Below are 21,346 nucleotides of genomic sequence, written 5' to 3' on the forward strand. Positions count from 1 at the left end.
ATAGCTTTCCACGTTCCCTTAACCCTATCAATACTTAACTTAGGTGCTAGCTCTTGCCTGGCGTCCTCTCCATCGCCTGTAACGATGCATGGAGCTTTCGAAACCACCATACTTACTCGCCCACGGAAACGCACTTGAATTCTCATCAAGTCTACTCATTTCTAAATAGTCACACTTACAGACATTTCGTTCGCTAGTTCGTCAGTGTTTTACCACATTCTCACCATATTAAGTTTTAATGACTCCCGACCTATCCGTTACACCAACTACCTCTAGTTAGCTTTCGGTTATCAATTAGATTGGCACTACGGTAACATTCAGCCGACTTCACCGAGCTTCACACCTTATTCTTATACACATTCGAATAACGTATGTCGGAGTATTAGAGTAGGCGTTTCAAGGCGTTACCCTATCATTCCACCTATCGAGTGAAGAGTTCACGGCTCTCTTACTTGTCAACTTGACGTTCGGACAGCATGCGCAACCTTTTCAGTTACGAACGTGTCGCACGGTGATTATGTGCACAAATAATAGAAGCCGCAGATCTTTTTACAGCTTCGCGATATATCTCCCGAGGATGGACGATCGAAGCATTTAGACTGCCTATAAAAATCGTCTGTCTATGAATAATTTGATTTTTTACGTTTAAAAAAAGAACTACAAAATGCTCCTGATTCAGTGAGGTCATATCAGGCATTAAATAGGCAGCTGCATCTTCCGGTGAACGAATCGTATATTTTTCATCGTTATATTTCTGTGCGAGACGTCTACCGAGTTCAATTGCCGCTAATAATTGAATGGCTTTGACCTCACCAATCCCTCTAATAGCAACCATTTCTTCTATTGTTGCATGTTTCAAATGATGTAAACGTTCAAAAACGCTTAGTACGCGATTTGCAAGTACAAGAACAGACTCTTCTTTAGTGCCTGTTCTTAGTAAAATAGCTAGCAGCTCCTGATTCGATAAACTCATAGCTCCTTGTCTCCGTAGTCTTTCACGAGGTCGATCCTCTATATTAACGTCTCGTATCATCGTCCTTGGTAAAACATCATTTGGCAAAAAAGCCTCACTCCTTTGCAAATTGGATAATATTGAGTGCTACCAATTGCGTAAACAACGCTGCAAGTGGTAAGCCGACAACATTGTTATAATCTCCTTCAATTCGATTTACTAGAAGAGTTCCAGCAGTTTGAATACCATAACCACCTGCTTTATCAAATGGATCTCCCGAATCTACGTATGCTTCGATGAGCTCCTTCGATAAATGATGAAAAACAACATTTGTCTCTTCGACGAATGTAGTTTCACTACCGTTAGGCTCGATAATGGCAACAGCTGTCATGACCGCATGACGCTTACCTGATAAGCGCAATAAGTGAGAAATTGCTTCCTCACGATTTTTAGGTTTATGGAGTAGCTCATCATCATAAACAACAATAGTATCTGCTCCAATAATCGTGGCCTTTGGAGCTTTTTTCGCCACATCACGTGTTTTTAATAGAGCTACACCTTTTACATAATCTTGCATTGTAGTTGCCTGGACGCTTGTCTCTTCTACTTCACTAGTTATTATGTCAAATGGAAGTGATAGCATAGCAAGCAATTCTTTTCGTCGTGGTGAAGCTGAAGCAAGCACTAGCTTGTGATTTGTTTTAAACATTATCTGACCATTCCTCCTTATTAGTTATCATAACGGAGAAATTGGGATTTGAAAATTTTCTAAAAATCAAGATAATGCTAATTTCACTATCTTTTGTGTTTAAAATTTCACTTGAAGACAAGCATTTTTCGATTTGTAATGGGCAAAAACTTGTAAGCGAACAATACTGATATCGGTTGAAATAGACGAGGCAGCCGCTCCAATAGATTGCCAATCAGCAGGCAACGTAGAATCCTTCGAATTATCTTTAAAATTTAATTTTGTTGCATTTTTGTCAGCTAGCACAGATGGAAGTTCTGCAATCGTTGCCTCCTTACAACTGTCACCGCTTAAAGTAAATGCTTTTTTAAATGTTGCAGGATCTTTTAAAAAGACAAGCTGACTTTCATCTGTAACCATACTTGTCCAAACATAAAATTTTCCGTCAACCTCGACAACGGCACTTTCTTTTAATGAAGGATGTTCAGATACAAACGAGCTTGCACTTTCATAATTTGAATAGACCCCTGCTTGACTTGCAAAAAACATAGGTCCGTTCGTTGCTCCTCCAGCTGTTGGAATTGTTTCTCCGGATGAATTACCATTATTACTTTTAGTGGCTACCTCAGTGCTATCGTTTTTTAAAGAAAATTTAGTACTTGCTTGAAGAATACCTAAAAAAAGGGCTACACCAAAAAGTCCAACTATTCCTCCAATAATCATCGCTCGAAATACTTGTTTTTTCATCACATGACTGACAATTTTCATTCGACCATCACCTCTTTCTTTAACATATCAAAGTCAATTTAGACAAGACGAGATTGTTACAATTTGATATATAAGTATATGTATAAAAGAATGTGTAAATGCTAATTTACTACATTTTGATTTAATAGTTATTTTCGATGTTTCACTTCAAAAATAACTATTTTTGCAACGAAAGTTTTACTATAAACAAAAGGGATCAAGCGTGTTTATTAACCATTTTTATCCACTCCAATTAATTAGAAGGCTCTGATTTCCGCTACGGGCTACTCGCTTTGTCGCTGACGCTTCGCTTTAGTGCAGAGCAAGGCTTCCTGCGGGCGAGCGTCGAGCCGCTTCCTCCGCTGCGCTCCGTGTAGGGTCTCGTCTGTCTCGCTTTCCCGCGGGAGTCGAGTAGCCCTACGCTACAATCAGTTAAAATGGGCATACATTAGCAAAATATCAACAAAAAAATCCTTTAACAGCCAATAAAAACCTATATTTCCCTAATCAACACGCCTGAAAAAAGATCAAAGAACAATTTTACTCAAATAGTCCATCATATAAATTATTTTTCACACTAAATAAAAAAAATCAGGACTCATTTTTATGAGTACCTGATTTTGTTCGTTCAACTAAATGCTAACTATTTTTTAATCTACTACGTACTTCCGTTAATAAATACAGCGAACCCGATACAATCGTTCTCGATTTGTTTTCTGACTGTAGTTTTAAAAATTGCACATAATCTTCTAAAACTGTTTTACGAGAGGCGTTCGACAGCTCAAGCATGTTGTGAGCAGCCATCGCACGGGGATTATTGAAATCAACAAAGTAAAAACTATCACTTACCTGCTCGAATTGCTGCAAAATCTCTTTTACAGCCTTATCAGCAAGAATACCCATTACAAAAGTAATCTGCTCACCTGGGAACTCTTGCTTAATCGTTTCTATTAATTTCTCAGCACTCGCTGGATTATGCGCACCGTCTAAAAAAATATAAGGCATAATTTCTTCAAAACGTCCTAAAATGGTTGCGTTTTTCACAGCTTTTTGAACAGCTTCTTTACTAACTTGTAACTGTAATGAGTTCGCCACTTCAAAAAAAGCTGTAATAGCTAGAGCCATATTATTTGCCTGATGAGCTCCCTTCATTGTGCGTGTAAGCTTTGTTATATGGAAGTCATTGTCGTTAAGCATATAGCTCTCTCCATCATTCTCTCGTTCTACATAAAATTGATGATTTAGTTCAAGAACGGATGAATGTTTTTTTTGAGCTTCCTGATAGACTATATTCTTCGCTTCTAACGGTAGATCCCCGATAATAACTGGACGATACGGCTTAATAATTCCTGCTTTATGATGGGCAATACTTTCAATCGTATTTCCTAAAAAATTCGTATGCTCTAATGCGATACTCGGTATGATTGACACAATTGGTGTAACCACATTCGTACTATCAAGTAACCCCCCCATACCTGCTTCAATAAGGGCGATATCTACATCACTAGCAACAAAGTGTAAAAATGTTGCAACCGTTAAAAGTTCGAAATCTGTTAGTCTCCCACTTAGTCCAGCTGCCTGCATTTGTTGAAATACATGATTCATTTCCGCTTCTGTAATAGCTTGACCCTCTACTTGAATTTGGTCATGTACGTCCACAATACAAGGAGACATAAATTTACCAACACGTAAACCATGTTCTTTGGCGATAGATTCTAGAAATGTAAGTGTCGAGCCTTTACCGTTAGTCCCTGCTAAATGCACGACTTGCAATTTGTTTTCTGGATTACCTACTCGTGCCAATGCCTCTTCAATCGCAGTTAGACCAGGTTTAATAACATCATCACTCTGAACATTCCACTTTTCCTTGTAACTATTCAATTTTGGGATCATCGTTGTTCCCCCTGTAGCCATTGTCGTATTTCAGCTATAAAATACAATGAGCCTGTAATGACGATAACATCTTCATCATTTCTTTGATGCAGCATCGTTTGAACCATTTCACGGCAATTCGCATTATACATTTTGTTCGTGTTTGTAGATAATGCAGCTAATTGATCAGCAGGCATAGCATTCGGTAGCTCAATTTGTGTAAACGCAATTGATGTAGCAATACTATCCATTAAAGCAATACTTTTCGCATGATCTTTATCCGATAATGCTGCATATATAAATCGATAGTTTTGGCGTGGATAAACCGTTTTTAGTGTTTGAATTAGTGCGGCAGTTCCTTCAGAATTATGTGCTCCGTCTAATATAATATTGTCAGGTAATTGCTCAAAACGGCCTGCCCACTGAGCTTTAGCCAAAGCTTGACGAATTGATTCATCTGAAATGTCAATGGCTTCATTCTCTCTTAACGTTAGGATTGCTGTAATCGCAAGGCTTGCATTATTTATTTGATGCGGACCAGCCATTTTTAATGGAACAGCCACCATCTCCACATTTGCTTTTCGGTAATTAAAGTGCTGTATATTAGTACCTTGTTCAATGTTTTCAACCGTAAAGTCCTTCCCTAAAACAAGACATGGGGCATGACGCTCATTTGCTACCTCTTCGATAACAGTAAGTGCCTCCTCACTTTTAACACCCACTACAACAGGTATATTTTCTTTAATAATGCCAGCCTTCTCAAACGCTACCTTTGCTAATGTATCTCCTAAAAACGCAGTATGTTCTAGTGAAATCGTTGTAATAATTGAAATTAGGGGCGTAATGACATTCGTAGCGTCTAAACGTCCACCAAGTCCCGTTTCAATCAGCGCAATATCCACTTCTTCATCCGCAAAATGTTGGAACATAATAAGTGTTACAACTTCAAAAAAGCTCGGAAAGTCACCTTCATAATGTGTCTCAATAATCTCAGCAATTTTATTCATATAGTGTAAAAATTGTTCATCAGAAATTTGATTTCCATTAATAGTCATACGTTCATTAACACGCTCTAAATGGGGTGAAGTAAAGGCGCCTACTTTATAGCCAGCATGCTGTAACATTTCTCTTAGCGCATTCACTGTTGACCCTTTTCCATTTGAGCCTGCTAAATGGATAGCGCGCAGCCTATCCTGCGGGTTATTAAGAAGTACCAATACCTCTCGCATTAATACGAGCGGTGCACGCTTATGATCAATTGCCTTTAACGTAAAAATAAAATCTGTACATTCTTTCATCGTTTTAAACAAAAGAAACACTCCCTCTTACTACAATATCTCTATTTTAGTATAAGTAGCGCCCAATACACATACATTTCGAAAAAAACTCTTGTACTTTGAATGAAAGCTAAAAAAACACTTTTAAAAGCGAGAATCCGTGTATTTTTAAGTTGATTTCATACTATTGCAGTTGTTGTGCACCATAATGTTCCCAACTAAATATTTTCACCTAAAACAGCACATATGTTTTGTTGCATTAAAAAACAGCGGATGACTTTCGCCATCCGCTGTCTCAATCTTACATATTTTTCAGTTCTTCTAAACGTTTTAATACAACCGCATGTTTACTTTCGTAATCGGCTAATTTTTCACGTTCTGCATTAACTAATGCTTCTGGCGCTTTGGACACGAATTTCTCATTCGATAACTTACCAGTTACTAGTTTGACTTCTTTTGCCCATTTCTCTAATTCTTTTTCAAGACGAGCAATTTCTTCTTCTAGATTAATAAGTCCAACAAGCGGTAGGAATAGCTCAGCTCCAGTAACTACTGCTGTCATTGACTGACCAGGAGCTTCTAAACTTTCTCCAATTGTTAGCGTTTCTGGATTACAGAATTTTTCTAAATATGCTTTATTGGCTTCAAGTACTGTAGCCGTTGCAGCATCCTTCGCTGAAATGTATAGCGGCACTTTTTTGCTCATAGGTGTATTTACTTCCGCACGAATATTACGTACTGAACGTATAATATCCATTAGGAGCTTCATATTATCCGCTTCCTCAGCAAAATGAAGATCCGTACGTACAGTTGGCCATGCTGCCACTGTAATTGATTCACCTTCATGAGGTAAGTGCTGCCAGATTTCTTCTGTAATGAACGGCATGAATGGATGTAATAGACGCATAGTTTGATCTAAAACGTAAGCTAAAATAGAACGAGTTGTTTTCTTAGCTGCTTCGTCATCACCGTATAACGGTAATTTCGCCATTTCAATATACCAAGAACAGAAATCATCCCAAATAAAGTTATATAGCTCGCGGCCAACTTCGCCAAATTCGTAGCGTTCTGCAAGAGATGTTACACGTTCAATTGTTTCATTTAAGCGAGTTAGAATCCATTTATCGGCAACTGATTTTTCACCAGTTAAGTCGATTTCATCAAATGTCATACCTTCCATGTTCATTAAAGCAAAACGAGAGGCATTCCAAATTTTGTTAGAGAAGTTCCAAATTGCTTCTACTTTTTCAGTTGTATAGCGTAAATCCTGACCAGGTGAAGATCCAGTAGCTAAGAAGTAACGTAATGAATCGGCACCGTATTGATCAATAACGTCCATAGGGTCTACACCATTGCCAAGTGATTTACTCATCTTACGTCCTTCACCATCACGTACTAAACCGTGAATTAATACATCTTTGAATGGACGTTGACCTGTAAATTCAAGACCTTGGAAAATCATTCGAGAAACCCAGAAGAAAATAATATCATAACCCGTTACAAGTGTGCTTGTTGGATAGTAACGTTTATATTCTTCATTTGTCTCATCTGGCCAACCCATTGTAGAAAATGGCCATAGTGCTGACGAGAACCATGTATCTAAAACGTCTTCATCTTGTGTCCAATTTTCTGCATCTGCTGGTGCTTCTTTTCCTACGTAAATTTCACCTGTTTCATTGTGATACCAAGCTGGGATTTGGTGACCCCACCATAACTGACGAGAGATACACCAGTCACGAATGTTATCCATCCAACGAGAATATGTGTTTTCGAAACGAGATGGTACGAAGTTCACTTTTCCTTCTTCATCTTTTTGAAGGGCAAGTGAAGCATCAGCGAGTGGTTGCATTTTTACGAACCATTGTGCTGAAAGATATGGCTCTACAACAGCACCAGAACGTTCAGAGTGACCTACTGAATGTGTATGCTCTTCAATACGGATAAGCACACCCGAATCTTGTAAATCAGCTACGATTTGCTTACGGCATTCAAAGCGATCCATACCGTTATACTTGCCAGCAAGCTCGTTCATTGTACCATCTTCATTCATAACAAGAATGCGTTCTAGGTTGTGGCGGTTACCAACCTCAAAGTCATTAGGATCATGTGCTGGTGTCATTTTTACAACCCCAGTACCAAATTCCATATCTACGTAGTCATCTGCTACGATAGGAATTTCACGACCTACGATTGGTAAAATAACTGTTTTACCGATTAAGTGTTGATAGCGCTCATCTTTCGGGTGAACAGCTACCCCAGAGTCACCTAGCATTGTTTCAGGACGTGTAGTCGCAACTTCCACATATCCTGAGCCATCAGCTAATGGGTATTTCATATGATAGAATGCACCTTGAACATCTTGATAAATAACTTCAATATCTGATAATGCTGTTTTTGCAGCAGGGTCCCAGTTAATAATGCGTTCGCCACGATAAATTAAGCCTTTTTCATATAATTGAACGAAAACAGTTTTAACTGCATCGGAAAGACCTTGATCAAGTGTGAAACGCTCACGAGAATAATCTAACCCAAGACCAAGCTTCGCCCATTGATCGCGAATATGCCCAGCATACTCTTCTTTCCATTCCCATGTTTTTTCGAGGAATTTTTCACGTCCTAAATCATAACGTGTAATATTATCTTCTCGTAGTTTGGCTTCTACTTTTGCTTGTGTCGCAATACCTGCATGGTCCATTCCCGGTAACCAAAGTGCATCATAACCTTGCATGCGCTTCATACGAATTAAAATATCTTGTAATGTTGTATCCCAAGCATGGCCAAGATGTAGTCTACCGGTTACATTCGGTGGTGGAATAACGATAGAATAGGGCTCCTTTTCACTTGTAGGCTGTGCCTCAAAAAATTTCCCTTGTAACCACCATTCATAACGACCCGCTTCAATGGACTGCGGATCATATTTTGTAGGCATTGAAATGTTTTCTGTCATTTTGACTCCTCCTGTTGACTTAATAATTTTACATGTGTGAGATTGTACCAATCATTCTGTTTTTATGTCTCAGGTAGAGGCATATGTACCAGAAGATTAATGAAAATAAAAAAAACTCCTAACGTCTAAAAGGACGAAGGAGTTTAAGTTCGCGGTACCACCTTTAATTCCAGCAGAGGCGTGTTAAGCTGTCACACATTTCATTAGAAAAAAATGTACTACTACTTAAGCCTTTTACTACTGGCTCTTAATTCGGTAACGGTGTTTAACCGGCTTTAACTACTGTTAGTTCACTAAAGCTGCTCGAGGGCTACATTCAATTAGGTACATATAGAAACTTTTCAGCTACCGTTTCCTCTCTTAAAATGTACTAATAATTTACTCTTCCCTGTCATAGCATCTATATTCGACTTTTTCACATTGTACCGCAGAATCGTAGAATTTTTCAAGTGATTTAGTCATTTTTTAGGAAGCACTACTAGAAAAGGAAGTGAAAATTCAAATGCGTCGACGTAAGTATAATCCTTGGCATTTACCACCATGGCTACGACAATTTCGTTTTTACTGCAAAACGATAATTGTGCCAATTTGTGTTTTTCAGTTTATACGTGTCATCATCATTCCAACATCTGGAGATTTTGTCATCCTATTGCTCCTGCTTCTTCTATGCTATTTACTTTTGAATGAAGTCATTTGAAACACGAACCTTTAGCGGCGTATAATCTTCCGTTAAATCCCAAATCATCGATGGAACTTCATGCCAGGAGCTGGATTCACGGACTACAATATGACTTGAGGATTCCCTCAACATTGTTTTTTGCACAGCTGGTGCAGCCTTTTCTTTTTTGTCTGAAGCTACTATTGCTTCAGACTTTTCCTTTTTTACTGCAAATGTTACAAACTTTGATTTTTCCTCTTGTTCTGATGTTGTTACAACTGTAGAATTTTCTTCTTGTGCCGAAGCCGCTTCAGCTGCAGGTTTTTCTTCTTGTGCCGAAGCCATTACAGCTATAGTTTTTTCTTCTTGTGCCGAAGCCGCTTCAGCTATAGTTTTTTCTTCTTGTGCCGGAGCCACTACAGCTATAGTTTTTTCTTCTTGTGCCGAAGCCACTACAGCCGCAGGTTTTTCTTCTTGAATCGAAGCTACTACTGCTGCCGTTTCTTTTATAAGAAATCCCTTCTCTATTTGAGCTGAGGCATTGACAGTGACAGGCTGTTTTTCTAAAGCATGCGCTTTTTCGAATGCTGGCTCAGGCTCATTAAAAATACTTGTAACCGTCCATTCGAGCTGACACAACTGATTCGTCAATTTAGGTCGAACATCCTTTACCATTAAATCTTCAATAGCTGCTTCCTTTGGTAAATCCACATTTAAAGGAACTGCATATTCAAAATAACCAGTATCCCCTTGAATATCGAGAGCATCAATTTGTACTAATTCTTCATCATCTAAGAAAGCTTGCATGTCTTGAAAATCAAAACGAACATGTGCTGTGATATGATAGATACCCATTAATCGTAGAGAATCTTCTAACTGCATCGTCTGCCACCGTGGCATAATTTGTACATCTGCTATTTCTGTTGGACTGCCATAGCCAGGAAAACAAAAAGTTTCACTCATATTCCAAGTTTTCTGTTCGATAATAATCCCTCCCCTTGCATCATATGAAGCTCCGAAGGATAGTATGCTATAGGATGATTAATCAATTTCGTCTTGGCTTAATAATGTAGCTGTCACTTTGCTTTCGCGGAGGATAAACATTGCGTTCGAATTTCGAACTGCACCTTGGAAAGTGACACATAGAAAGCCCCAGGAAAGAACTAGAGCGGAACAGTTAAATCACCGTTGATAAGCCTAAAAAAGGCATACTAGAAAACTTCTAGCATGCCTCTTTACTGTTGGTTCAACAGCGAATTATACATTCACCAATTTAATTCTATTCGCTACACGATCTGTTAACATTTGTGTTGCTTTTGGTACAATCGGCTTAAAGATTGGATTTAAAACAGGACCAGCTAATCCTCCTGCTGTTACTTCTAAGAAGCCTGTCATTTTTGTATTTTCTGCATCAATACTTTCTGCTAAGAAATAACCGTTTCCTGAAAAGTTATCAGAAAGTCCTTTTAACTCGAATGTTACTTTTGTAGGCGCTGCCCATTCTAAAATAGTAATCTCTACTTTTACTGTTTTTTTCAGAACACCAACATTGCCTTTAAACGTCCAATTTGAATGTTTTTCATCAATCATTTCATGTGCATTATAACCTGGGACAAGCTTTGCCCATTTTTCCATATCACTGACGAAATCCCATACATTTTCAATTCCTACGGGTACTTCGACCATATGTGTGCCAGTTGCCATATCAATTCACTACTTTCTTTTACGAATAGCTCTATTATATACGATTTCGCCTACAATTTGGCTATGCTGAAAGTTATAATTTTAATAAATTTTTTTCAAGCGGTAACGATCATACATTCATTATCATTTAACGGGTAAAAATGGATCATCACCAAAACGTGTGGTTGATTTCCGTTCCGACTTGGCGCTTTGTTGCTGACGCTTCGCTTTCGCACAGATAAAACAATTGTTGCTGACGCTTCGCTTTCGCACAGAGCAAAGCTTCCTGGGGGCGTCCGATGAGCCGCTTCGCTTCGCTGCAGGGTCTCGGGCCAACAGATGTTTTTTGCGCGAAACCCTTTTGCTAACGCAGCGTCAGCAAAAGGGTTTCATTCTGTGCGAAAACGTAGTGCAACGAAGTGACGGCAACAGCACCGATGTTGGTCACGAAGGCGTTATCACAGGACGTGATGGTTTTAGCCTTCGTTCCTCTTAATCGCTAATCCCCAAGGAGTCGCCCAGCCGGAACGAAGATCAACTTATTTACATAGTAGACATTTTACCAAAATTCATCCACAACTTTTTGTGATGAACCGTAAAAATATAACCATTGCAGACAAAAGTAAATTACATTACTAAACAACAAAAAATAGCATGCCAGAAAATACTCCTAGCATGCTATTTTGTAACTACCTATTATCTTGCTAATTGTGCAAATACTTTATGGAAAGCATCAACCGTTTTTGCGATATGCTCTTCCGTATGTGCAGTAGAAATAAATAAACCTTCAAATTGAGATGGCGGTAAGAAAATACCTTCTTCTGCCATTAGACGGAAGTATTCAGCAAATAATTGTAAATCAGACGTTTTTGCTGAATCAAAATCAATAACATCTTCGTTCGTAAAGAAGAAACCTATCATTGAGCCAGCACGATTCACAGTATGTGGAATATTGTATTTCGTTGCTGCTTCACGGAAACCAGCCTCTAATTGATCTCCTAGCTTTTTGAAGTATTCATAAGAACTATTATCAAGGCGAGATAATGTTTCATAGCCTGCTGTCATTGCTAATGGATTCCCTGACAATGTTCCAGCTTGATAGATTGGACCAGCTGGTGCTACTTGCTCCATAATTTCTTTTTTCCCTGCAAATGCACCGACAGGAAGTCCACCACCAATTACTTTTCCTAACGTTGTCATATCTGGTGTTACATCAAAATAACCTTGTGCACAGCCATAGTCAACACGGAAGCCTGTCATAACTTCATCAAAAATTAACAATGTTCCATGTTCCTTTGTTAATTCACGTAAGCCTTGTAGGAAGCCTGGTTGTGGAGGGACAACGCCCATATTCCCTGCGACTGGCTCAACAATTACTGCCGCAAGCTCTGAACCAAACTTTTCGAAAATTAGTTTTGCCCCTTCTAAGTCATTGTACGCTACTGTTAACGTATTACGTGCAATATCCGCTGGGACACCAGGACTGTCAGGTAAGCCTAATGTAGCTACCCCTGAGCCTGCTTTAATAAGTAAGGAATCTCCATGACCATGATAAGAACCCTCAAATTTCAAAATTTTATCGCGTCCTGTAACACCACGAGCTACGCGTAAAGCAGACATCGTAGCCTCTGTCCCAGAAGACACGAAGCGAATCATTTCCATACCAGGAAGACGATCTAATACTAATTTAGCTAATCGATTTTCTGTATAGCTCGGTGCTCCAAACGAAGAGCCTTTCGCTGCTGTTTCTGCAATTGCTTGTACAACTTCAGGATGTGTATGACCTAAAATAAGAGGTCCCCATGATAATACATAATCAATATATTCATTGCCATCAATGTCTTTAATAATAGCACCTTGACCAGATTCCATGAATATTGGATCCATATTTACGGATTTGAATGCACGTACTGGGCTACTAACGCCACCTGGCATTAAGTTAATTGCTTCAGCATAAGCTTGTTTTGATTTTTCGTAAGAACGCGTCATTTATTTCTCCTCCAACCAACGTGCAACATCTTTAGCATGATACGTAATGATTAAATCTGAGCCTGCACGTTTCATGCTAAGTAACGTTTCAAGCACTACTTTTTTCTCTTCAATCCAGCCATTAATAGCCGCTGCTTTAATCATTGCATATTCACCAGAAACGTTGTATGCAACAATCGGTAATGTAAAGTTATTTTTTACATCACGAATAATATCTAAATAACTTAGAGCTGGCTTAACGATTAAGAAATCTGCACCTTCTGCAATATCCGACTCTGCTTCACGGAATGCCTCCATACGATTCGATGGATCCATTTGGTATGATTTACGATCACCAAATTGAGGCGCACCATCAGCCGCTTCTCGGAATGGACCATAGTAGCTAGATGCATATTTTACGGCATATGACATAATCGGAACATTTTCAAAGCCTGCTTCATCTAGTCCTGCACGAATCGCTGCCACAAAACCATCCATCATATTGGAAGGAGCGATGATATCCGCACCGGCTTTTGCTTGTGATACTGCTGTACGTGCTAAAACATCTAATGAAGGATCATTTAAAATTTGATCGCCTTCAATTAAGCCACAATGACCATGATCTGTAAATTCACATAAGCATGTATCTGCAATAACTAAAAGCTCTGGGTAGCGAGCTTTAATAAGTCGTGTTGCTTCTTGCACAATACCATGATCATGGAATGCACCAGTTCCGACTGCATCTTTTTCTGCAGGTAAGCCAAATAAAATAACCGCAGGAATACCTAAAGCAACAACTTCATCAATCTCAGCTTCAAGTTTATCTAATGAAAATTGAAAAACTCCCGGCATAGAAGATACTTCGTTTTTAATATTTTCGCCTTCCATAACGAAAATTGGATAAATTAAGTCCTCTTTGTGTAAGTATGTTTCTTTTACCATTGATCGTATAGCAGCATTTGCACGCAAACGACGATGTCTCTGAAATTGTAATTTTGTCATTTTCTTTCTCCTACTTTCGTTATTTCCTCGATAACTGCTTGCATTGTATATACGCTCGGCATAACATCTACAATAGCACCGTGATTTAAAATAGCTGCTTCTGTAATATGACCGATTACTGCTACACGCACTGCCCCCCAACCAACTACCGAAGCTACATCCTTTGCGTAGACATCAACAGCGGAAGGGCTAGCAAAAATCACTGTGACATCACTATTCGCACAGATACATTCAATCATTAATTGTTTTTGATCATGTCGCTCAATCGTTTCATAAACTGTCCATTCCTTCAATTTAAAGGGTAGCCCTTCCTTTAATGTCTTTTTCGCTTTTTCTCCACGAATAAATAGACACGTAGGATTGCTACCTGCTACATTAGGAAATTCTTGAACAAATATATCTGCACTAAATATAGAAGGCATAAAACTCACATGGAATCCTAGCTTTTCTAAAGCTGCAGTAGTTTTAGTACCAATAGAAGCAATTTTCCCTTGAAAATGCGCAGCACTTACATTAAAGCGTTGCATCTTGTTAGCAAAAGCTTCTACCGCATTTTGACTCGTAAAAATGAGCCATTCAAATTGACGTGCAAACTCTAACTGCACATCGTCGTTACTATCGATCAGCTCACAAGTTTCAATCAATGGGGCAATTACTGCTTGGCCACCTAAAGCTGTAATATCATCTATTATTGTTGTCGTTTTAGATGTACCTGTCAAAATAATAGTTTTACCTTCTAAAGGTAAATTATTTTGCATCTTGCTCTGCCTTTACTCGTTGAATTAATTCAAAAGCACCTTGCTTCGTTAAAATCTCAGCGAGCTCTTTCCCAACTGCTTCCGCATCAGTGCCCACAACAGTTTCCTTATAAACAACTGAAGCATCTGGTGCAGCAACAAGGCCAGTTAATGTAATTTCTCCCCCATTAGACTTTGCGTATCCTGCGATAGGTACTTGACAGCCACCATCCATAGCCGCTAGGAAAGCACGCTCTGCATGTGCTTCTTTCCATGTTAGGCTATCTGTTAACTTGCCTAATTCCGTTAATAGCTCCGTATCGTCTCCACGGCATTCAATGCCTAAAGAACCCTGTGCTACTGCTGGTAGACAATCCTCTACAGATAAAAACTCAGTCACTACATCATCGCTCCAGCCAAGGCGTTTTAGTCCAGCTGCTGCTAAAATAATTGCATCATATTCATCCGTTTCAAGTTTAGCTAAACGTGTATCTACATTTCCACGAATCCATTTAATTTCTATATCTGGACGGACTGTTAAAAGTTGAGCACTGCGACGAAGAGAACTTGTCCCAACTACAGCTCCTGCTGGAAGATTGGCAAATTTCACATGTCCTTTTGAAATAAATGCATCACGCGCATCTTCACGTGGTGGAATACAGCCAATTACTAATCCTTCAGGCAGTACTGCAGGCATATCCTTCATAGAATGAACAGCAAAGTCAATTTCTTTGTCGTAAAGTGCTTGTTCTATTTCTTTTACGAAAAGCCCTTTACCACCTACTTTAGATAGCTGTACATCTAAAATTTGATCACCTTTCGTGACAATTTCTTTCACTTCAAATTCAAATGGTACACCAGCTGCTTTTAACTCATTGATAAACCAATTTGTTTGTGTTAAAGCTAGCTTACTTCTCCTAGAACCTACAATAATTTTTCTCAACAGTCTCCAACCTCTCTTCTAATACCATAAATGGAATCGTGATAAACTACTTCCTAAAAAGAAGTTAACTACAACTAATAGGTAAGCGTATATATGTACCCACGCATAAGTTGTCCCTGTCAGTTTACCTTTACGATTCACATACAATATAAAGCAATACAAAATTAAAATAATAAAGGACCCAATAATCTTCGCATCAAAAATCGAAAAACTCTCTAGCGTTAGTAGTGCCCATTCAAACCCTAAAACTAAACTTACAAATAGCACTGGAATAGCAATGAAAAATGAAACATTCATCCAGTTACTCGTCTGCTGTAGTGATGGTAACCTTGTCCATAAATGTGACCATTTTTTCTTTTTTAGCAAACGATATAATACTAAATACAATATCGCAAAAACAAATGTTAACGAAAACACTGCATACGATAATATTGCAAATGATATATGAATAAACAGCAATTCCGAAATTAAAGTATCGCTAACTACTCCTGTTGACCGTTTTGGCATAAAAGTAAAGATACTAGCGAATAAAAATCCTAGTATATTAATAACAAACACCGGTAGATCAACCCGTGCAATACAGTGCAAAATAATTGATAATGTCACGAGCAGCCAGGAATAAAAGAGAATCCCTTCTGACAAAGATAAAATCGGAAAACGCTTCGTTTCCACAAAAGTTAAAATAATAATGGCACTTTGAATTACCCATACGAATGAAACAAGCCAAAAAGCAATTCGCCTTGCTCGTATTTGCTTATAAAAGTAATCAGTAAAGTAAAATACTAGACTGATCCCATACAAGACGATCATTACTTCATAGAGCCTTGTCATTGTCAAATCAGCCAATAGACATCCCTTCTTTATTTTGAAAGTGCTAAAGTAGTGTACTTTAGCCTAGAAAAAAAAACGTTTTCGTATCCTTAGTTTACCATACAGATACGAAAACGCCTCATTTAAAAATCAGTAGAAAATCTCGTTCGCGGGATAAAGCTCGTAGGACAACTTTTCTAAAGTTGCACCGCGAACACATAGACATCTTTAGAAAGAATACTTTGGTTCAGTGGAAGATTGTGACGACTGTAAGCGCTCTTTGCGTTCAAGCTCTTGTTCTGTCATCGCAGTAACTTCAGCTTCCACAGCATCCTCAATACCGAAAATTTGTTGGAATAAACGTAACTGTTCATTTGCTTTTGGTGAATTTGCCATTTCCTTAGCTTGCAAAATTGGTTCTTTTAACAATTGATTAATAATAGACTTTGTATGCTTACTTAAAATTTTACGTTCTCGATCCGTTAAATCCGGCATTTTATTTTCGATACTAATCATTGTCTCTTCTTGAATATGATTCGCTTTTTTACGTAAAGCCGAGATGACAGGGACAACGCCAAGAGTCGCAACCCAATCTTTAAATTGCACAACCTCTTTGCCAATCATAACAGAAATATCAGCCGCAGCACGTTCACGTTCAGCTAAGTTTGCTTCGACGATGCCTTGTAAATCATCTATATCATATAAGAAAACATTTGGTAAATCTCCAACACGTGGATCAATATCACGCGGCACTGCAATATCTACCATAAATAATGGTTTACCTTTACGCAAACGTTCAACAAATTGCATCAATTCATAGTCAATAACATAATCTGTTGCACCTGTAGACGTAATTAAAATATCCGCTTCTAATAACGAACATTGTAGTTCCTTCATAGATTTTGCTTCACCGTCAAATTTAGCTGCCAGACTTTCTGCTTTTTCGAACGTACGGTTAATTACGGTTACTTTTCCTACACCGCTACCGTAAAGGTTCTCAATAGCAAGTTCCCCCATTTTTCCTGCACCTAAAATTGCTACATGTTTACGTTGTAAAGATCCGAATATTTTTTTCGCTAATTCAACTGCTGCATAAGAGACAGATACCGCGTTTTCACCGATAGCCGTTTCATTATGTGCACGCTTCGCAAATGTCACCGCTTGTTTAAATAGTTGATTGTATACCGTACCTGTTGTTCCAATCTCTTGTCCATTTAAGAAGCTTTTTCGTACTTGTCCTAAAATTTGAGTTTCGCCAAGTACCATCGAATCAATTCCAGCCGTCACTTTAAATAAATGTTCGATTGCCGCATCTTCTTCACGAATTGTTAAATACGAAGAAAATGTCTCCACAGGTAGGTCGAACCAATTTGCTAAAAATTGTTTCACAAAATGACGTCCAGTATGCACTTGATCAACTACTGCATATATTTCTGTGCGGTTACATGTCGAAACAATAACATTTTCTAATATACTTTTTTGCTTCTGCAGCGCTTCCATTGCCTGTGGTAGTTCACTCTCTATGAATGATAACTTTTCACGAATCTCAACTGGCGCCGTTTTATAATTCAAGCCTACTACGATGGTATGCATGAATAACACCTCTCACGTTCTAATTAACAAATCTCATTATAGCACAGTTCGACAATAGTTCATCAATAATTTGTGAACATGTCATGAAGAACTGAAATTCATCTACATTAGAATTATTATAATCTAAGTTTAGCAAATTATACGTTCGGTTTCAAATTTATTGTTTGTCCAGAAATTTTATAAAGAATCAGGATATATTGTTTAACCATCTTCATCTACTTCTATTAATTAGAAGACAATGATTTCCGCTACAGGCTACTCGTTTCCTGCGAGCGAGCGTCGAGCCGCTTCCTCCGCTTCGCTCTGTGCGAAAGCGAAGCGGCAGCAACAATTGTTTTATCTGTGCGAAAGCGTAGCGACAGCAACAATTGTTTTATCTGTGCGAAAGCGTAGCGACAGCAACAACAAAGCGCCCAGCCGGAACGGAAATCAACCCCACGTTTTAGTGAATGCTATAGTTTCTTAAATCACAAAAAAAGCTGAACTAATTGTTAGAATTAGTTCAGCTTAAAATAACTTTTATCTATTAATCTGTGATTGTCACGGTTTTTGTAGCTATAATTTTACCGTCTTTATCATATGCTACAAATTCAATCTCATTATTAACTTTGAAGTCCTGCATTGTTTGAACTGTTTTTGTTAGCATGTAGACACTATCACTACGCTTATTCAATTCAAATTGCACATCTCCACTTAAAGAAGGGAATCGTACATTTACCTTTGCAACATTTGAACAATTACCATCAATTCTTGCATTCATTGTAATATTGCCCTTGCGTAGAGTAACTGTCGCTTCTTCAAATAGATTTTCAGGAGTCACACAACTTGACGACGAAGTTTTACATAAAATTGAATCAATAATTTTTTGGAAAACTTGATGTAATTGTAAGTTATCATTTGCGTGGTAATAAGTACCGCCAGTTTCAGTAGCCAGTTGCATTAAAATTGCATCATTGACTTGTGATTTTTTACCCATACTTACAGTGTAAACCTTAACCCCTTTATTTTTCGCTTCGTTTAGCACTTTTGTCATTTTAGATTTACTTGTTTTACCGTCTGATACGACAATTATAGCTTTTGAAGTTTTCGAGTCATTGGAGAATTTAGACAGAGCGAGATCTATACCTGCAAAGATATCTGTAGCACCCTTCTCTTTCGATGCTTTATATAGATCTTTTTTCAAGACATTGTCTGTACTGCCCTCTCCAAGAACAGTAGCTTTTGTATTTGTTTCAATAACAATATTATTTTTAGCCTTAATTTGATTGATTACTTCCATCATCTTCTTACCACGATAATTTGTTTGGTCAGAAGCTTTCATGGAAGCAGAGTAATCAACTACGTAAGCGACTTCTGTTGCTAAAGAACAAGAATTTTTACTAAAGTAAGGATTTGTGAAAATTTCCTTTGTAATTGTTTTATCTTTTAAATCCTTCAATATTGTTGCATAACGAGGATCTATTTTATTAACTAATGTTGCTTCAGCTTTTGATTTTCCATAAATAATCGAGTCAAAGTACGCTACAGCTGTACCTGGGCTACCTGTATTATTTAAATAATCCGAAGTATTTGTCACAAATGAAGCTGTTTTCTCAACACCATCAAATTTAATTTTTACTGTTCCTTGGTAGTCAGTAATAATTTCTCCACCAGGTCTTACTAATGTAACCATTACCTTAGTATAACGATCTTTCCCCGATGGTCTTGATGCCGCATCCGCACTTTCCTTTAATGCTTCCACTCGTTTTTTATAAGCTTCTACTTGACCGAGTAATTTACCACCTTGGTATTTTAATAATACTGTTCGATCATAATTACTCAAGTTCGTGAGAATAGCATAAATTTTCATGACACTATCATAATGCTCTAGCGTTAATTTCTTTTCATCAGGCATATGGTTCATAAGTTGAATAATAGAACCGACTGGGTTTATGTTCTCTACCTGTGAGGCAATCGCATCATCAATTCCTTGAATACGATAAATTGGACGCCCATCATCTGAAATCATATACATAATTTCTGTTTTAGCAGGTGTTGTCACAGAGTCCTTCAAACGTCGATTTAATAGTTCCTCAAATAAGAAAACGGAAATATCATAGTTTTCAAACTGTAAAATGGCATGCTCATAGCCTAATGCTGGATATTTTGGATCCGAGCCACCGTATCTTAAATACATATTTTGCACATTGCCAAGAGCATCCGTTACATTTGTTTGTTGCCCAATACTAAATAGCTTTTTATCTGCATCTTTATCTAAAGGGACTGGATCGTAAACATCAATAATGTTTTCAGTAAAGAACTCAGGTAACTTTTCATACGGTACATATGGAGGTGTTACATTGCCATTTTCATCATCCGTATTTGCTGGATCATACACTTGATAATCAATGCGCATTTCTGGCTGAGGTGAGTAACGTACATGTGCATTCAATTTCTCACCTACAAGACATTTCATACCAGGATCTGTGTTGTTAATAAGTTCAAATGTAATTGTATCGCGTACAGATTTTGTTAATTTTGGTGCTATTACAATCACAGAGACAGTAGAGCCATCTGATTGTACATTTCGAACAGCTTCACCAGATGTGTCAACGATTTTTGCACCATATGACGAAGTTACACGGAATGTATAAGATTTATCATCAGGTATTGGATCGCCATTACAAGCTTTTAAAGATACAGTAATTAGCGTTGAATCTTGATCATTTGCAATTAAATCTGGTTTTTCAACATCAATACTTTGAAGAGCATTATTCACATACTCTGGTCCAGTAAAATCATTAGAATTATCCTTTGGCTCTTCAAATTCTGCGTTGTTTGAGCCCATGAAGCCTGACGGTAATGTGATTTTATCGTTATCACGACCTGCTGCTGCACGTTTTAATCCTAGTACAGCAAAGTTACCGTTTTGTACACTGCGATATAAAAATTCAGCAACATCTCCACGAGTTAGCTTTGTAGAAGGATTGAAATCGGCAAATGTCTTTTTACCAGTGCTTCCTGTTGAAATATCATTTGTGTATAAATATTGAACCGCTTGAGGCTCATCTAAATCTAAACCTTTAAAGGCAGCATATATACGCGCAAATTGTCCACGTGTAACAGCTTTCGAACGATTTGCTGTCGTGTAAGTACCGTTAAATGGTAAATAAAAATCACTATAGAAGTTATAAGCGACACTTTCGTTATATGTTAATGCATAGTTCTTATCGAGCTTCGCAAACATTACAACAAGCTCTCGTTCAGTTATTTGCTCATTAGGTAAAAAGTTGTTAGCGCTATTCAATGAGAGTAGATCATTATCGACTGCCCACGAAATAGCTTGGTATTTGCCGTTATTGGTTGGGACATCATTAATTGTCGTAGCGGCTTGAGTCACAGCTGGAGTAGCTGTCATCAAAATTAGTACGAAACAAAGCAGAGATAGAAATGCCTTTTTAGCATATGTCATTTATTTTTCAGCCCTTTC

The 21,346-nt window shown here is 38.0% G+C and carries 14 protein-coding genes, 1 pseudogene and 1 other annotated feature; all 15 genes and pseudogenes read right to left on the reverse strand.

What is annotated here, in order from left to right; translation table 11 throughout:
- Positions 1 to 511: 511 nt before the first annotated feature.
- Positions 512 to 1,033, reverse strand: a pseudogene (gene radC, locus ACQKOG_RS06915) (RadC family protein); the annotation flags it as partial.
- A 34-nt stretch (positions 1,034 to 1,067) separates the two neighbouring features.
- Entirely contained in the window at positions 1,068 to 1,661 is a 594-nt protein-coding gene (locus ACQKOG_RS06920; protein ID WP_427445741.1) for a Maf family protein, read from the reverse strand.
- Between the two features lie 99 nt (positions 1,662 to 1,760).
- On the reverse strand, positions 1,761 to 2,408 hold the full coding sequence (locus ACQKOG_RS06925; RefSeq protein ID WP_370075436.1) for a hypothetical protein: 648 nt from the start codon (positions 2,406 to 2,408) through the stop codon (positions 1,761 to 1,763).
- Positions 2,409 to 3,026: 618 nt separating this feature from the next.
- Positions 3,027 to 4,280 (reverse strand): bifunctional folylpolyglutamate synthase/dihydrofolate synthase, encoded by a 1,254-nt coding sequence (locus ACQKOG_RS06930; RefSeq protein WP_370075437.1) that lies wholly within the window; start codon positions 4,278 to 4,280, stop codon positions 3,027 to 3,029.
- The gene (locus tag ACQKOG_RS06935; RefSeq protein WP_370075438.1) at positions 4,277 to 5,569 is read right to left on the reverse strand and encodes a bifunctional folylpolyglutamate synthase/dihydrofolate synthase; all 1,293 of its coding nucleotides are present in this window, start codon (positions 5,567 to 5,569) and stop codon (positions 4,277 to 4,279) included. The genes ACQKOG_RS06930 and ACQKOG_RS06935 overlap by 4 nt, the downstream gene beginning before the upstream one ends.
- 268 nt (positions 5,570 to 5,837) lie before the next feature.
- Entirely contained in the window at positions 5,838 to 8,483 is a 2,646-nt protein-coding gene (locus tag ACQKOG_RS06940) for a valine--tRNA ligase (protein ID WP_402873226.1), read from the reverse strand.
- A gap of 126 nt (positions 8,484 to 8,609) precedes the next feature.
- Positions 8,610 to 8,887, reverse strand: a binding site (T-box leader).
- Positions 8,888 to 9,156: 269 nt separating this feature from the next.
- Positions 9,157 to 10,104 (reverse strand): valyl-tRNA synthetase, encoded by a 948-nt coding sequence (locus ACQKOG_RS06945; protein WP_427445745.1) that lies wholly within the window; start codon positions 10,102 to 10,104, stop codon positions 9,157 to 9,159.
- Positions 10,105 to 10,398: 294 nt separating this feature from the next.
- Positions 10,399 to 10,845: a CoxG family protein gene (locus tag ACQKOG_RS06950; protein ID WP_370075441.1), complete on the reverse strand. Its 447-nt coding sequence runs from the start codon at positions 10,843 to 10,845 to the stop codon at positions 10,399 to 10,401.
- A gap of 675 nt (positions 10,846 to 11,520) precedes the next feature.
- Entirely contained in the window at positions 11,521 to 12,813 is a 1,293-nt protein-coding gene (gene hemL, locus ACQKOG_RS06955; protein ID WP_370075442.1) for a glutamate-1-semialdehyde 2,1-aminomutase, read from the reverse strand.
- Positions 12,814 to 13,794 (reverse strand): porphobilinogen synthase, encoded by a 981-nt coding sequence (gene hemB, locus ACQKOG_RS06960; RefSeq protein ID WP_402873231.1) that lies wholly within the window; start codon positions 13,792 to 13,794, stop codon positions 12,814 to 12,816.
- Positions 13,791 to 14,552: a uroporphyrinogen-III synthase gene (locus ACQKOG_RS06965; RefSeq protein WP_427445748.1), complete on the reverse strand. Its 762-nt coding sequence runs from the start codon at positions 14,550 to 14,552 to the stop codon at positions 13,791 to 13,793. Before ACQKOG_RS06965 ends, hemB begins: the two co-directional genes overlap by 4 nt.
- Complete coding sequence (gene hemC / locus ACQKOG_RS06970) at positions 14,542 to 15,474, reverse strand: hydroxymethylbilane synthase (RefSeq protein WP_427445750.1); 933 nt, start codon at positions 15,472 to 15,474, stop codon at positions 14,542 to 14,544. The genes ACQKOG_RS06965 and hemC overlap by 11 nt, the downstream gene beginning before the upstream one ends.
- Before the next feature lie 18 nt (positions 15,475 to 15,492).
- On the reverse strand, positions 15,493 to 16,320 hold the full coding sequence (gene ccsA, locus ACQKOG_RS06975; protein ID WP_370075446.1) for a cytochrome c biogenesis protein CcsA: 828 nt from the start codon (positions 16,318 to 16,320) through the stop codon (positions 15,493 to 15,495).
- Positions 16,321 to 16,512: 192 nt separating this feature from the next.
- On the reverse strand, positions 16,513 to 17,877 hold the full coding sequence (gene hemA, locus ACQKOG_RS06980) for a glutamyl-tRNA reductase (RefSeq protein WP_370075447.1): 1,365 nt from the start codon (positions 17,875 to 17,877) through the stop codon (positions 16,513 to 16,515).
- A gap of 526 nt (positions 17,878 to 18,403) precedes the next feature.
- Positions 18,404 to 21,328 carry a vWA domain-containing protein gene (locus ACQKOG_RS06985; RefSeq protein ID WP_427445753.1) on the reverse strand — a complete coding sequence of 975 codons (2,925 nt, stop codon included), beginning with the start codon at positions 21,326 to 21,328 and terminating at the stop codon, positions 18,404 to 18,406.
- Positions 21,329 to 21,346 lie beyond the last annotated feature (18 nt).

This window comes from Lysinibacillus sp. NPDC093216 (genome assembly GCF_050280325.1).
In the GTDB taxonomy this organism is placed as follows: Bacteria; Bacillota; Bacilli; order Bacillales_A; family Planococcaceae; genus Lysinibacillus.